11 protein-coding genes are annotated in these 15,645 nt (G+C 48.6%); 4 read left to right on the forward strand and 7 right to left on the reverse strand.

What is annotated here, in order from left to right; genetic code table 11:
* The 7 genes from EII41_RS06150 to EII41_RS06180 form a co-directional block, all read right to left on the reverse strand.
* On the reverse strand, positions 1–1,929 hold a 1,929-nt coding region (locus EII41_RS06150; protein ID WP_148091739.1), incomplete at its 3' end, for an ABC transporter permease.
* Positions 1,930–2,174: 245 nt separating this feature from the next.
* Positions 2,175–2,849: an ABC transporter ATP-binding protein gene (locus EII41_RS06155; protein ID WP_124751374.1), complete on the reverse strand. Its 675-nt coding sequence runs from the start codon at positions 2,847–2,849 to the stop codon at positions 2,175–2,177.
* A 472-nt stretch (positions 2,850–3,321) separates the two neighbouring features.
* A complete protein-coding gene (locus EII41_RS06160) occupies positions 3,322–5,655 on the reverse strand; it encodes an ABC transporter permease (protein WP_124789864.1) in 2,334 nt (777 codons plus the stop codon).
* Between the two features lie 309 nt (positions 5,656–5,964).
* Positions 5,965–8,340 carry an ABC transporter permease gene (locus EII41_RS06165; protein WP_124789865.1) on the reverse strand — a complete coding sequence of 792 codons (2,376 nt, stop codon included), beginning with the start codon at positions 8,338–8,340 and terminating at the stop codon, positions 5,965–5,967.
* A 159-nt stretch (positions 8,341–8,499) separates the two neighbouring features.
* Positions 8,500–9,753, reverse strand: coding sequence for an efflux RND transporter periplasmic adaptor subunit (locus EII41_RS06170; protein WP_124789866.1), 1,254 nt, complete (start codon positions 9,751–9,753; stop codon positions 8,500–8,502).
* An 82-nt stretch (positions 9,754–9,835) separates the two neighbouring features.
* Complete coding sequence (locus EII41_RS06175) at positions 9,836–10,018, reverse strand: hypothetical protein (protein ID WP_124789867.1); 183 nt, start codon at positions 10,016–10,018, stop codon at positions 9,836–9,838.
* A gap of 108 nt (positions 10,019–10,126) precedes the next feature.
* Positions 10,127–11,470 (reverse strand): TolC family protein, encoded by a 1,344-nt coding sequence (locus tag EII41_RS06180; RefSeq protein ID WP_124789892.1) that lies wholly within the window; start codon positions 11,468–11,470, stop codon positions 10,127–10,129.
* Between the two features lie 261 nt (positions 11,471–11,731).
* Between EII41_RS06180 and EII41_RS06185 the strand changes: the two genes are divergently transcribed.
* The 4 genes from EII41_RS06185 (at position 11,732) to EII41_RS06200 (ending at position 15,643) form a co-directional block, all read left to right on the forward strand.
* Positions 11,732–13,087, forward strand: a complete 1,356-nt coding sequence (locus tag EII41_RS06185; protein WP_124751369.1) for a sigma-54-dependent transcriptional regulator — start codon at positions 11,732–11,734, stop codon at positions 13,085–13,087.
* Positions 13,088–13,092: 5 nt separating this feature from the next.
* On the forward strand, positions 13,093–14,409 hold the full coding sequence (locus EII41_RS06190; protein ID WP_124789868.1) for a sensor histidine kinase: 1,317 nt from the start codon (positions 13,093–13,095) through the stop codon (positions 14,407–14,409).
* A gap of 50 nt (positions 14,410–14,459) precedes the next feature.
* The gene (locus EII41_RS06195) at positions 14,460–14,954 is read left to right on the forward strand and encodes a methylated-DNA--[protein]-cysteine S-methyltransferase (RefSeq protein ID WP_124789869.1); all 495 of its coding nucleotides are present in this window, start codon (positions 14,460–14,462) and stop codon (positions 14,952–14,954) included.
* A gap of 287 nt (positions 14,955–15,241) precedes the next feature.
* The gene (locus tag EII41_RS06200; RefSeq protein ID WP_124789870.1) at positions 15,242–15,643 is read left to right on the forward strand and encodes a DUF2141 domain-containing protein; all 402 of its coding nucleotides are present in this window, start codon (positions 15,242–15,244) and stop codon (positions 15,641–15,643) included.
* The last annotated feature ends 2 nt before the right edge of the window (positions 15,644–15,645 follow it).

Genomic DNA, 15,645 nt, shown 5'->3' on the forward strand with positions numbered 1-15,645 from the left:
CACGTTGAACGGATATTCAGGATCAAACTCGGCCAGTGTCGCGCGCACATGTTCCATCGCCGCACGCATATCCGAGCCCGCTTTCACCCGGACATAGGCATAATTCTTCCAACGGCCCCAGTTTTGAGTGCCCCAGACGAAGAAAGCCATCGGAGCCACTTCGGTACGGAACGAAGCAAACTTCACGTCGGGCATAATGCCGATAATCTCCGTGCTGTCGATCATCGTACCCACTTCTAACTGAAACTGGTCGCGCGCTTTCTCATTAAAGATATAAACACCGTGACGCGTATTCGCGTCCTCGATACGAAATTCGCGTCCCTCCGTAACCGATATCCCCATCACGTCCAAAAAGGAATAATCGACAGGAAGCACTTGATATTGAATACTCTTATCATGGTAATCCCGTCCCCAACTCATATAAAAGTCGGTGCTGGAGATCAACTGATCGGCATACGTAACGCCTTCCACTCCCGCAAACTCTTTCATACGGTTCGTAAAAGCGTCCAGACTTTTATTAATCTGCTCATTGATATTCGTGACGATCAGCGCATCTTTTTCGTATCCCAACGATGTGTGCTGCATAAAATGATTTTGCAGATACATAAACGACGCACCGATCAGCAACGCAAACGAAGCGATAAACTGCACGCTGATAAGCACGTTACGCAACACCCGGCCTTTCGGCGACAATCCGAAGCTCCCTTTCAAGACCAGCGCGGGCGGGAACGAAGTCATATAGAACGACGGATAAAGTCCGGCCAGTAGCCCCGTCAGCAACGCGATAAGCGCTGTTCCTCCCACGATCAGCGGCTGCGAAGCGACCGACAAGTCCGCATCGACAAGCAACGACAGCTCCGTACGGGCAAACAACATCACGAATCCGATCGCCATCACATACGAGAACAAACTGATCAGCATCGCCTCCAAGACCAACGACCGCCGGATAGTGCCCTGACTCCCTCCCAGTACTTTTTGCGTATTGATGCTTTTGATGCGCATGGGCGTCAGCGCCGTGCTGAAATTCGTAAAATTAATCCCCGCAATCACAATCACGACAATGGCTATCGCGAACAAGACCCGCAAGGTCTGGCGACTGGCTTTGGGGGTAAAATCAAAGATCGCATCGGTTACATAATGCACCTCGGTCAAAGGAGTAAAACGCAGGCCTGCATTTAGTTTTTCCCAATCGACTTCGTCCGTTTGTCCGATCATCTGCGGGTTGGCTTTGTTATTCTTTTTAAAATTTTCATAGACAGAAGACATATTGTCTGCATCATCCATCCGAACGAACATCTGATAGTTCCAATTTCCCCAATTCGTTTTGTTCTCGTTCTCAGGAATCGTAGTGTACACGATATTCTGTACAAGGGTGTTCGCCGGAAAATCGCGATACACCGCACCGACGGTCATATGACTGTACCGACCGGTCAACTGTCTGCCTGCGGCCGGTTGATCACCAAACAGTTTCCGCGCCATACTAAGCGGTATCATCACATGATCCGGCTGCTTTAAGACATCTTTTGTACCTTCCACAAAATCGAACGTGAACACATCCGTATATTCGGGAGAAACCTGCACGCTTTTTTCTTCATAAAACTGTTTGACACCGTTATTTTCAACGGAGAAAAACAGATCGGTACTATGAGGAAAAGACAGCGCACCGGCAACAATATGCGGTGAAGAAGCAAAAAAAGCCTCGGCCAACGGTCGATTGATGACCACCTGCGCACCTTCCTGATAGATAAATTCGACCCTGAAAATATTGGGATGGTTAGGGTCGGAAGTATCGAATGTCCGGTCGTAATCGACCTGCATCATAATCACCATAAACGCGGCGAAGGCGACCGACAACCCCGCCACGTTTAGCAGCGTCGCCATCTTAAAACGGCGAATCACAATCAATAGATTTCTGTATATCGTTTTCATTTCTGTTTTTTATTCGTTAGCAATCAGCGTTCAGATTTAACCACAAGTTTCACAAGTTATGACAAGTTGCACGAGTTTAATGGTTCGTCAACGTTCAGCCAGCAAACAATTCAACAAATCAACATCCAAACGCCCGAAGGGCTTCACTTTTCACTTTTCGTTTTTCACTTTTCACTACCTCTGACTACTTTGCTCCATTTTTCACTTTTCACTTTTCACTACCCTGACTACTTAAAAACTATCTCCTACAATCTTGTCGAATCTACGATCCGTCCGTCGAAGAGGTTGATGATCCGGTCGGCAAAGCCTGCGTCGTGCTGCGAGTGAGTCACCATAACGATCGTTGTGCCCTCGTTGTGCAGCTCGGTCAACAGTTGAATCACTTCGAGACCGTTCTTCGAGTCGAGGTTTCCGGTCGGCTCATCGGCAAGAATCAGTTTCGGGTTCGAGACGACCGCACGAGCGATGGCCACACGTTGCTGCTGACCGCCCGAAAGCTGTTGCGGGAAATGCTTCGCCCGATGACCGATGCTCATACGCTTGAGGATGGCCGCCACCCGCTCCTTCCGCTCCGAGGCTTTGATGCCGAGATACGTCAGCGGCAGTTCCACATTCTCGAATACATTCAGCTCGTCGATCAGGTTAAAACTCTGGAACACGAACCCGATATTGCCTTTGCGCACCTGCGTACGTTCTTTCTCTTTCAGATGGCCGACTTCATGTTCGCCGAGGTAATAATTCCCTTCGGTCGGATTGTCCAACAGTCCGAGGATATTCAGCAGCGTCGATTTGCCACAGCCCGAAGGGCCCATAATCGCGACAAACTCGCCATCCTTCACTTCCATCGATACTTTGTCCAGCGCGATCGTCTGTACTTCTTCCGTTTCAAAATACTTCGTCAAATTTTCTACTTTAATCATGATTGTTATTTTTTTATGTTTATATATTTATTATTTAGTTTTCAGTTTTCAGCATTCAGATGAACCACAAGTTTCACAAGTTCTCTTACAAGTTTCACAAGGTTTCTTTCAGCATTCAGCGGTCAGCAAACCAACCAATCAACATTTCAGCACTCGCAGGGCTGAAAGCCCGTTCTATTTCAGACCCATCCCGCAAAGGGGGGGGGAAATTATTCCCCCGTCTTGTTTTTTTGAGGGCTGTAAGCCTGAATTAGTCAGCGATCCGTTTTCAGCATTCAAATTAACCACAAGTTGCACAAGTCTATGACAAGGAACACAAATTTTAATTTGCGTTGATTTGCGCTATTTGTGTTCATTCGCGTTCGGACCTCGTAATTCGTAATTTAATAAGCATTCAGCCATCAGCCCAAACAACTCAACACCTCAACGCCCGAAGGGCTCCACTTTCCACTTTTCGTTTTTCACTTTTCACCTATTCACTTCTCAAACTTTTCACCGGGTTCGTACGTGCTGCACGGAACGCCTGCCAAAAGACCGTAAAAAACGATATGGTCAGGCAAAATACAAAGGCCGTAAGATAAATCCACACCGAGAGCGATATGCGATACGCATAATCCGACAGCCACCCGCTCATAAAATACCAAATCAACGGCACGGCAATCACGAATGCAATCCCGACATACGAGAGGAACGTTCGCACTAACCTTCTCATCACTTCGTTCGTTGTCGAACCGAACACTTTGCGCACCGCTACTTCTTTCAGTCGCTGACGAATAAAATACGTCGACATGGCCAACAATCCGAGCAGCGAAATCAGCACGGCAATCCCCGCAAAAAGCGTAACGATCTTCGCCGTCCGTCGCTGCGAATCGAACGAATCCATCACCTGCTGATCGATATATTTTCCTTCGAACTCGCGGCCGGTAATACGTCGATAGACCGCCGCAATTTCACGATAACCCTCATAAGGATCCCCCTGCACCTCGATCAGGATATTCCACGCATCGATATCCGCTTCTTTTTTTACCATCATAAAAACAGGTTCTTTGATATGCGTGATGTTCGCCATCTGGAAATCCTTGATCACACCGGCAATTTTGATCTCGCGGTCATAATAATGAAAACACGGTGCCTCTTCCGAAAGACCGGTCTGGCGCAGAAATTCTTCGTTCACGAAAACGCCTTCCCCCGGTGCAAGGCGGTTGTTGCGGATGATTTCCAAACCAAGCATATTGAAAAATGTCGAATCGCCATTGATATTTTGCGAACTGATATTGTTCCCTTCGTAGTTGCCGCTGTAATTATTACCCCGGTTGAAAGGCGTACCCTGCGACACCGCCACACGACGCACGCATGCCAGTTGCCGCACCTCGTTCCGGAACACGCTCGACTGCTCCGGATTGTCGAAATTATTCCACAAGTCAAGGATATTCTCCGTCCGGTATCCTAAAGGCGCATCGATGAGATGGCGTATTTGCAGATACATCGTCAAGGCGCACGCAATCATCACGATCGTTACGACGTTTTGCAGCGTGATAAAGACCTTGCTGAAGGTCATTTTCGTACGGCGACGGAAGGTGCCGCGCACCACCTCGATCGGTTTCGTGTTCGATATCATGACGGCCGGAAGCAATCCGGACAAGACGCTCAGCACGGCAATCACAGCTACCACGGCTCCGATGCCCCCCGGAGTAAGCAAGATGCGCAAGGAGATTTCGGTTTGCAGAAGGTCATTCACGAAAGGCACGAAACCGCCCGCAAGCAATATCCCCACACCCAACGACACCAGCACCATCACGAACGATTCGAACAACAACCGCATGAAAAGCATCGTACGTTCCGAACCGAGCAGCCGCCGCAACGCCATCTCCTTGGCACGGAAGCCCGATTGCGCCATTGTCAGGTTGATGTAATTGATAATGGAGAAAATAAGAATCACTAATCCGACCGATGTCAGAATCAGAACAAACCGTTTATCACCGCTTTTCAAAGGCCAACCGGCCTGCGAGAAATACACATCGGGCAGCTTCGTCAAAGTCGGTTGTTCGGAATAGCCTTTCGCATACATCCAATAGAACGTTTTGAACCAGTCGCGCATATCGTCGAGCTTGGCCGACAGATCGGCACCGGCTTTCAATTTCAGAAAAGCCACCGTACTGCCTGCGTTGTTATAATTTGTCAAACCGACCGAGCTGTTGAATGTCGTAACATGCTCGACACGAATGACGATGTCGGACGAGGGGATGACGGACGGTTTCATATCTTCCATCACGCCACTGACGATCACCGACAGCGTATCGTTCAGCCAGATACTCTTGCCCATCGGGCTGTCACTGCCGAACGCACGCCGCGCAAACGATTCCGATACGACGGCCGACTGCATCGACTCCAAGACACTACGCTTCTGCCCTTCTTTCAAGCCGAACGAAAAGAAGGAGAAGAACGAAGAATCCGCCATGAGCAGAGTGGCTTTCAGACTTTCGTCCGCTCCCTTCTGCAATCTCACGTTATGGCCGTTCGGGGTGGCCACGATGACCGGACAGGCAACCTCTACCTCCGGATAACGTTCCTGCACGCGCCAAGCCACAGGCAAGGCATTCAGATAATCCCTGCTGCCGTCTTTATTCATATCTCCCAAAATGTAGATGCGGTCGCCATCCTCCTGAAACCGATCGACCGACAGTTCTTGCACGACATAAATACCGATCAAAATCACAAACATCAGCGATACGGAAAGACCAACGACATTAATTGCCGTATACAATTTGTTTCTGGAAAGAAACTTCAAAAAAGATTTCAAGTTCATATTTTTTATTTTATTTATTAGCAATCAGCAGTCAGATTAACCACAAGTTTCACAAGTTATGACAAGGAACACAAATTTTAATTTGCGTTTATTTGCGCCGTTTATCTGACATCGTAATTCGTAATTTGTCATTCGTATATTTTAATAAGCGTTCAGTAGTCAATTTTCAGCATTCAGCCAACAAACAAATCAACAACTAAACAACTCAACACCTAAACGCCCGAAGGGCTTCATTTTTCACTTTTCACTTTTCACTTTTCACTACTACTTTAACTATCTTTACTACTTTACTACTTTTTTCACTTTCACCTATTCACTCCTTAAACTTTTCACGGGGTTATCGTTCGCCGCGCTCCGTACATTAAACGCCACGACAGTTATGATGACTCCCAGCATCATCAAGCCACACATCGCGAAGAGGTACCATGCCAGCGAAACCTTTTCGGAGAAGCCCGAAAGCCATCCGGTGGCCGAATACGCCGCGAGAGCACAGCCACCGATCAATGCGGGAACGGCTATACGGATAATGTCACGCTCGAAGAGCAACAAGACTTCTTTAAAAGTCGCTCCGTTGATTTTACGGATCGCTATTTCTTTCCGGCGACGGTTGATCTCATCGCGCGTATATCCGATCAATCCCGTCAACGCAATAATTAACGTAATGATACATCCGATCATCACCGAATCGCGAAACAGTCGCGAAGAACGGTATAAATTCGTCATGTCCGCGCGCCAGTCGTTGATCGCCACGTTCTGATCGGGCAGCAACGCCTGTATAGTTTCCCGCACATGCGTCATGCCTTCCGGCGTCAAAGTATGAAACTTAACCAGCAGCTTGCGCGTCCATTGCAGATTGGAAGCATAGAACATCACCGAAGGGCGCGTATCTTCGTTCTCGATGCTGTTGATGCGGATATCTTCGTATACGCCGCAAATGGTAAAAGGCTGTTTCATACCCTGACTGTGTTCCGTAATCAAAATTTCTTTGCCTATCGCGCCGTCGCTCCAGTCGACAAAGTTCTTCATTTTCTCCACAAACCGGCGGCTGACCATTACTTCGCGCGACGATGGCACGTTTTCCGTAAACGAACGCCCTTCCACTACCGGGATTTCCATCGTCTCCAGATAACGGTTACCCACCCAGTACAGGTCTGCAATATTAAATAGTTCACGATCATTGCCCGGAAGGTAGACGTTATTTCCGGACTGTTTTTCGAAAGGAAGCTCCGAGAACGTGGTAACCGCCGCCACCTCGGGAAGACGTCCCACCTCGTCGACGATTTTGGAGCGTAGCGTAGAATCTGTGCCCCCCATATTGAAATAGGCGAGCTGCTCACAGTTATATCCGGGGTTGTCGTTCGTCATGCGTCTATGCTGAAGAGTAATGATCACAAGGAAAGAGAACAGGAAGCCTACACCGACAAATTGTACGAACAGCAACGCAAGTTTCCAGTAACGGCGCGATTCGCGATAGTTCCGGAAAGCCGCCCCGACGGGGATACGCGCGAAAAGATGACCGGGGAGCAGCCCCGTCACGAGAAACACGACCATACACACAGCCACAAGGATTGTAATGCTCTGCGACGAGAAAAGCGCCTGAAGCGACGCGGCCAGCAACTCTTCTACCGTGCCGCGAAACGCAAAGATAAGCAACAGCGCCAGCGCAATCGAAATCAACAGATGAAGAAACGTTTCGGAAACGATCATCCCGCCGATGTTTCTGCCCGATGCCCCGTAACATTTATGTACGGCTACTTCTTTCGTACGGCTGACAAACGACGAAATAACGACTAACACATAATTCATCACCGCCGCGAAGATGAGCACGAAAGCGAGCATGATCAGCAGCGAGGTCATCGATTTTACTTCAGGCGTCTTTCGATGCAGGTCGGTCAGCCGGGTAAGCGTATAACTCAGATCGACACCGGCCTTTTTCAAGGCCTCAAAATCCTGATATTTCCTCTGCATCGCCCGCATCGGTTCGGCCAGGCTATCGGGCTCGACACCGGGATACAGCTTCACATAGCCGCGATAACGGTCATTCCCTAACCAGTTCATGGTGCCGTCATAATCGGGTGCGACCATCACCTGAAGGGTTATGACTGCATCGTAACGCTGATGAGCATTCTCCGGTACGGTTTCGAAGACACCGCCGACAGGGATTTTATTCTTATTCTTGCTTCCGAGGCAAAGTGTTTTTCCCATGACGTCGCCCCCAATCTTCCGAGCCAGCTCTTCCGAAATCAAAATGGCGCCTTTCTTCGATAAGACGGCTTTCGCATCTCCCTGCAATATCTTGCGAGGAAACACATCGAAGAAGTATTCGTCGGCGGCAATCATGGAGACCGTATATGCTTTTCCATCGTCGGTATACGCTTCACCGTCGTAAATTCCGGTGCATCGCGTAGCCATTTCCACACCCGGCACCTCTTCCCTCATCCCGACAGCCACGCCGCCGCTCACTTGAGGATATTCTTTCAGCTCATTATTCTGAATGATTTTTTGGTTCAGCCGGTAAATACGTTCCGAATCGGGATAGAACGCATCGTACGACTGCTCAAAGTAGACTTTGGCAATCAACACCAATCCCATCGCAAGCCCCGCGGCCAGCGAGATAATTTTAATTCCGTTGTTCCGTCCGCGTTTGGTCAACGAACGAAGCGCAATGATTATTCCCTGTTTCATTTTTTTATCAGTTTTCAGTCCTTCGGATGTTGAGTTGTTTAGATGTTTAGTTGTTTATTCGTTTAGATGTTTAGTTGCTTAAACAATTCAACAACTCAACAGTCAAACAACTCAACAGTCAAACAACTCAACAGTCAAACAACTCAACAATTAAACGATTCACTTTGACAAGACGAGTACTTCACTGTTTTTATAGCTTTCGTAGCTTGAGATCACGACGCGTTCGCCGGCTTCGAGGCCTTCGAGCACTTCGTAATATTGCGGGTTCTGTCGGCCGATTTTTATTTTGCGGCGGTAAGCCTTTTTCCCGTCCTTATCGAGCACAAAAATCCAGTTTCCGCCCGTACTCTGAAAGAAGGTTCCTTTCGGGATGATGATGCTTTCGGTGGGTTGTCCGAGCTGAAGATTGATGTAATACGTTTGCCCGCTTCGGATATTGTCGGGGCGTTCGCCGGTAAAGACAAAGTCCGTGCGGAATTTACCGTCTCGCACTTCGGGATAGACTTTGCGGACGGACAGTTCGAAATTCCCGCCTTGACGCTCGAACGTGGCCGCCAGCCCGGCTTTTACACGGTCTATGTAATGTTCGTCGATCAAGGCTTCGATTTTATAGTCCGAGAGATTGTTGATCTGCCCGATTTTCTGTCCCGGTGAAACATTCTGCCCGAGTACGACGTCCAACAATCCCAGCTCGCCGTCGATTTGGGAGCGTACATTCAGGTTTTCCTTGCGTTCGCGGATAAGCAATACATTGCGACGCATGTTCGCGAGGTTATCTTCCATTTGATCCATCTGAATGGAACGATAAATCGAGTCCTGATGCAATCGTTCGGTGATGAGCGTATGTTTTTGTCGGGCGAGTTCGTAATCTTCCTTCGCCTGAAGAAAATCTTCGCGGGCAATCAGCTTTTCTTCATACAGCTTTTCCTGCTGGCGGTAAGCCCGTAACTTGCGCGTAATATCGAGATCGAGTTGGAGCTTTTCCGTTTTATTATTCAGTCGGTCTTGCTCCATCGTCACCTGTGTGTTGCGCAGCAGATTCTGTTTCTCGGCCAGTTCGGCCTCGGCATTCAGGATTTGCAGGTCGAGGTTCGAGTTACTCAGCCGGATGATGATGTCTCCTCTGCGTACCTGAGCGCCTTCTTCCACGACCCTCTCCTGTACGATGCCGCCTTCTTCGGGACTAAGCTGCACGACCGTGATCGGCTGCACCTGACCATCGACACGCACAAAATCATTAAACTGCTCGTGGGTCACATGGCCGATGCTGATGCTTCGCGCATCGACTTTCAGCGTCGACGCATGGTTACCGAAAATCATCCATCCGATAAGCAATAAAAAAACAACTCCTCCGGCAATATACGGAAGATGTTTTTTCCGTATCCCTTTCTTTTTTTCTAATTGTATATCCATTGTAGTAAGTGTTTATATTCTATATCTATGTTATAAAAACAGGTGTCTGACAATTTATTTTTTCGATCTGACAAAGCTTTTTTTAATCTAACAGTGCATTTTCCTCTTCTGACCATCTATTTTTTCGATCTGACGGTGCATTTTTCTCTTCTGACAGCACGTTTTTTCGTTCTAACGGTGCATTTTTTTCTTCTGACATTGTATTTTTTCGATCTGACGGTACATTTTTCTCTTCTGACAATATATTTTTTCGATCTGACATCATATTTTACTCTTCTTACCATCTATTTTTTCGTTCTGACAGTGTATTTTTCTCTTCTGACATTGCATTTTTTCGTTCTGACATTAATTATACGCTTCGGACACGTTATGATTATTCTTCAAATTTCCCGATGATTCCTTCTCCTTTATAATAGGCCACTAATCTGCTTTTAAGAAGATAGGACAATCGCTTCTGCAAGAGATTCGCACGTGCCTCAATCAGTGTGTTCGCTGCCGTTTGCAGATCGAGCGGACTCATTAAGCCTTCTTCGTATTTGCGCAAGGTGAGATGATAGGAGATTTCGTCCGCTTCCACTTTCTTTTCCATCTGCACGGTTTCTTTTGCGAATCCATCGCGATCTAAAACGGCTTGTTCGACGGCTGTCTGCAACTGTCGCATGATTTCTTCGCGCTGTTCGTTGGCCATGCGCATGTTGTTGCGCGCGCGACGTGCCTCGCTATACCGTCCCAGTCCGTCGAACAAGGGGATACGAAGCACCATGGCAAGGTATTCGCCGCGGTTATTGTCGAAAAACTGCTTGCCGAACGAAACGGTTTCTCCGCTCGACAAATTCTTGAAATAGTTGGTCGATACGCCGGCTTCGAACGAGAGTCTGGGAAACATGGCTCCCTTTGCCATGCGATATTCGTAGCGGGCGGCTTTGGATTTGTACTCGGCCGAGAGCGCCACGGGGTTATGCGTACTGGCGTAGGCGTAAATATCGCTGACGGATTCGGGAGAAGAGAGCCTTGCGGACACGTAAACGGCCGTATCGATACGTAACGAGTCGGCACCGCAGTAATTCATGTTCTCCCGGAGTTTCAAAAAGGCCGAAGCATAGAGGTTCTGTTGACGAATCAGGTTATAATCGTCGGCTGCCACTTGAGCCTCGAATTGCGCCACATCAGCCTTACCCTTCATGCCCAACTCTTCCATCCGACGCGTCTTGTGAAGGGTGCGCCGACTCTCATTCAACTTGTCGGCAGCGAGTTTCACCGTGCCTCGGTAGTAAACGGTGTTGATAAACGCCTCCATCACGGCCAGTGCCACATCGTCTTTGGCGCGTTGCTCTTCCTGCATACCGTATAAACGGCGGATACGCGTCATCTTCTGATTGTTGATTAGCTGTCCGCCGTCAAACAGAGGCAGTGAAGCACTGATTCCGTAAGAATTATTAAACGTCGAGATATTGTTATACGTATTCGTTTTCGGGTCGATGGATCGGCCGAAGCTGAACTGGCCGCCTACACTCGCACCGATCGAAGGAAAGAAACTTGCCACCGCCGAACGGTGCGCCATCTTATACGAGTCGTTCAGATGCTGCTTCTGCTTCACCTTCGGACTATTTTCCACCGCATAACGCATGCAGTCATCCATCGTCCAGTATCGCTCTTGGGCCATCGCCCCCGACGTAATCGCGATCCCTAAAAACATATTCCAAAAAATCTTCTTCATCATTTCAATATTAATTCACGCTAAATACTATGCCAAAACCATGCCAAAACAAACAAAGAACTACAATTCAATTATTTATAAATTCATCAAGAAACTTCCAGTGTCCAAAAATTAGACACTGGCGTCCAAAAATTAGACACTGTCCCCTCACATCGCTTTTTTTCTTAATTTTGTCCACGTATTGGACAAGCATACGCCTATACATTATATAATATATATGATATCAATCCCCGTCCGGACTGAAACAAAAGAAGAAAACGCATGAACAAGACGAAACGACAAGGAACCATTCTCGTAGTCGACGACAACAAAGGCATCCTTGCGGCCGTGGAATTGCTGCTACGACCACAGTTTGCCCAAGTCATCACGACCTCCGTGCCCGATCGCATCCGAACGATCCTGCACGACGAGCCGGTCGATGTGGTATTGCTCGACATGAACTTCAGCGCAGGTATCAACAGCGGGAATGAAGGCCTTTTCTGGCTCTCCGAAATCAAGAAGATCGACACCTCGATACAAGTGGTACTCTTCACGGCATACGCCGATATCGAACTGGCTGTACGAGGCATCAAAGAAGGTGCTTCGGACTTTGTCGTCAAACCTTGGGACAATGACAAACTGACCGAAGCTCTGCAAACGGCTCTCCGAGCCCGTACACAGCAAAGTAAACGGCATGCCAGCCCCGCTACGCCCGAGAAAAGCCGTATGTTCTGGGGTGACTGCGAAGCGATGCAGCAACTGCGCATGCTCGTCGAGAAAGTGGCGTGTACCGATGCCAATATCCTGATCACCGGCGAGAACGGGACAGGAAAAGAAATGATTGCGCGCGAGATTCACCGGCTGTCGGCCCGTCATCGTCACCCGATGGTGGCCGTCGATATGGGTGCCGTTACCGAAACCCTCTTCGAGAGCGAGCTTTTCGGCCACGTCAAAGGCGCATTCACCGGCGCCCATTCCGACCGTCCCGGAAAGTTCGAAGCAGCCGATAACGGTACGCTCTTCCTCGACGAGATCGGCAACCTCTCCTATCATTTGCAGGCTAAGCTGCTCACCGCTCTGCAACAGCGCAGCATCGTACGCGTGGGGAGCAACACCCCCATACCGGTCAATATCCGTCTCCTTTGCGCCACGAACCGAGACCTCGACGCCATGGTCAGAAAAGAACTTTTTCGGGAAGACCTACTCTATCGCATCAACACCATTCACCTGCATATCCCGCCGCTGCGTGAACGAGCGGATGACATCGTACCGCTGGCACATATCCTACTCAACAAACAGGTACAGTCGTATGGCAAGCCTGAACTGATCCTCACGCCCGCAGCCTGCGACAAACTGAAAGCACAACCTTGGTACGGCAATATCCGCGAACTTGAACATGCCATCGAGAAAGCCGTTATCATCAGCGACGGGAAAACGCTCGACGCGGACGACTTCGACTTCCCGTCCGTCTCTCCTTCCGAATCCCCGCTGAATGACGCTACCACTCTCGAAGAGATGGAATGCCGCATGATCCGCCGCACCATAGACAAACACCAAGGCAATCTCTCGCTCGTAGCTTCCGAACTCGGCATCTCGCGACAGACGCTCTACAATAAAATCAAACGCTACGGACTCTGATCCCGATGGACAAGCGATTATATAACAGTCTGACGTTTCGCCTGATCGTACTTGCGACACTCGTTGCCGTAACCACGGTATTCGTGGTACAGCAGCGTTGGATCGTAGCAACCGTAAGCCTGCTGTTCGTCGCTTTCGCCTTCGGATGGGTCGTACAACTCTATCGTCGCAACCTCCGCAAGGTGTCCTTCATGTTCGACGCCGTCGATAACAACGATTACGCTTTTCATTACGCAACGACGCGGCACGCTGCCGAAGAACGAATCATCAACGAGTCGCTGAACCGCATCCTCCAAATTCTCTTGCAGGCAAAAGCTGACGCGAAAGAACGGGAGAAATATTATGAAATGATTATCAACTCGGTCAACACGGGTATCATCGTCATCGACGAGAAAGGATTCGTGCTCCAGCAAAACAGCGAGTCGCTCCGACTGCTCGGACTACCGGTATTTACGCACATCAGACAACTCGAACGTATCGATAACAAACTTGCCGAACGTTTTACCGATCTCCAGCCCGGGGAGAAGTATCACCTCTCGTTCAATAACGAACGCGGAGCGGTCAACCTCTCCCTCCGCGTGTCCGAAACCGTTTTGAAAGGAAAATGCGTGAAACTTATCGCCATGAACGACATCAACAGCGAAATGGAAGATAAGGAAGTCGATACATGGATCCGTCTGACGCGCGTATTGACACACGAGATCATGAACTCCGTCACCCCCATTACGTCGATCAGCAGCACGCTCCTCTCACGGCATGACGAAATGAAGGAGGAGCTCCGCAACGGCCTCGAACTGATCAGTGATACCGGCAAAGGACTGATCTCCTTCGTCGAGTCGTATCGCCGATTCACCCATATCCCGACTCCGCAACCGACCCTCTTCTACGTCGGCAAGTTTATTGAACGGATGACACAGCTGGCCAGTCACCATCACAACGCTTCCCATATCACGATACAGACCGATGTCCATCCGGACGACCTGATTCTGTATGCCGACGAAAACTTGATCGGACAAGTCGTGTTGAACCTGCTGAAAAACGCGATACAGGCCATCGGTCCCGACCATCCCGACGGACAGATCACGGTGCAGGCTTCGTGCAACCGCAATGAATCTATCGTAATCGAGATCAGCAACAACGGACCCACTATCCCACCCGAAGAGGCCGAACATATTTTCACGCCTTTCTTTACGACTAAAGAAGGAGGCAGTGGTATCGGCCTGTCCGTCGCGCGCCAAATCATGCGTCTTTCGGGAGGTTCCATCTCGCTGAAATCGAACGCTCCCAATCACCGGACCACCTTCGTCCTATTGTTTCCATAAACTTCATTCCGTCTTTTAATGTATCTTTGCTCCCATCAAAACAACTCGTTATGAATTATTTTACAGACTACGCATCGCCGGTCGGCACGTTACGCATCGTTGAAAACGGTCGAGGAATTACAGCTATCAAGTACCTTAAAAACTTTCGTGTTTTGCCTGCCGATGCACGCGAAAAAGAAACGCCGCTGCTGAGACAGGCCATCACGGAATTGAAAGCATATTTTGCAGGGCAACGCAAGCATTTTGATCTTCCGCTCGACGAACAAGGCACGGATTTTCAAAAGCGCGTCTGGGCAGCACTCCGTGAAATTCCATACGGACAGACGCGTTCGTACAAACAGATTGCCGAAGCGGCCGGATCACCGCATGGCTATCGTGCCACAGGAATGGCTAATAACCGTAACCCCATATCAATTATTACACCATGCCATCGTGTCATCGGCGCGGACGGCACGCTTACCGGTTACGGCGGCGGGCTCGACATCAAAAAGAAATTGCTGGAGCTTGAAGCTTCAACTCTTGTACAAAAGGACAACCAAGGATAAAGATCCTCTCCTCAACCCATCTCATACATATTCCAACCTACGGCGTATCACAGTCCGTAAGGAGAAAACGGCCTCCGTTGCTCGGAAGATTTTTTAGGAATCCTCCGAGCAACATTTCATTCAAATCATTTATTTCAAAACATTTACAAATCCATCTATCATAACACCATCTTTTCACACAGAATAATTCATTAAATAATTTGGTTTATAAAATAAACTACATTATTTTTGCGATGTAAATCGATTCAAAAAAAAAATTATTTAGTAACAGGTAAAGAAAAACAGGTATGAAAACGATGAAAATGATTGGAATCTTCGCTGCTTTAGGACTGAGTATATCTCTTTATGGACAGTCGGCGGATGTAACGGTAGTGGTAAAAGGCATCAAGGAAGCGAAAGGCAAAGTAATGGTTGCGGCGGGAGATAAAGCGAAATCGCAAGAGATGATCGGAGAAATGGTAGCAGTTACTTCGACAGGCGATGTAGTCTGCGTTCTGAAAAACGTACCGGTCGGAAAAACGAATATTTACGTATATCAGGATTTGAATGAGAATTTCCGGCTCGATATGGATGAGCAACATATCCCGATCGAACCGTGCAATACGAAAGAGAAGGTAACGATCAAAGACGGAGAAAACAAGTTCGAGATCAAACTGATCAACGTAAAGGAAATGATGGAAAAACGCTGATT

It is taken from the genome of Tannerella forsythia, from assembly GCF_003860135.1.
Lineage (GTDB): Bacteria > Bacteroidota > Bacteroidia > Bacteroidales > Tannerellaceae > Tannerella > Tannerella forsythia_A.

Excerpts from the sequence above, each read along its gene's own strand:
- EII41_RS06155 (WP_124751374.1), bottom strand. The coding sequence starts at position 2,849 with ATGATTAAAGTAGAAAATTTGACGAAGTATTTTGAAACGGAAGAAGTA.
- EII41_RS06160 (WP_124789864.1), bottom strand. The coding sequence starts at position 5,655 with ATGAACTTGAAATCTTTTTTGAAGTTTCTTTCCAGAAACAAATTGTAT.
- EII41_RS06165 (WP_124789865.1), bottom strand. The coding sequence starts at position 8,340 with ATGAAACAGGGAATAATCATTGCGCTTCGTTCGTTGACCAAACGCGGA.
- EII41_RS06170 (WP_124789866.1), bottom strand. The coding sequence starts at position 9,753 with ATGGATATACAATTAGAAAAAAAGAAAGGGATACGGAAAAAACATCTT.
- EII41_RS06175 (WP_124789867.1), bottom strand. The coding sequence starts at position 10,018 with ATGATGTCAGATCGAAAAAATATATTGTCAGAAGAGAAAAATGTACCG.
- EII41_RS06180 (WP_124789892.1), bottom strand. The coding sequence starts at position 11,470 with ATGAAGAAGATTTTTTGGAATATGTTTTTAGGGATCGCGATTACGTCG.
- EII41_RS06185 (WP_124751369.1), top strand. The coding sequence starts at position 11,732 with ATGAACAAGACGAAACGACAAGGAACCATTCTCGTAGTCGACGACAAC.
- EII41_RS06190 (WP_124789868.1), top strand. The coding sequence starts at position 13,093 with ATGGACAAGCGATTATATAACAGTCTGACGTTTCGCCTGATCGTACTT.
- EII41_RS06195 (WP_124789869.1), top strand. The coding sequence starts at position 14,460 with ATGAATTATTTTACAGACTACGCATCGCCGGTCGGCACGTTACGCATC.
- EII41_RS06200 (WP_124789870.1), top strand. The coding sequence starts at position 15,242 with ATGAAAACGATGAAAATGATTGGAATCTTCGCTGCTTTAGGACTGAGT.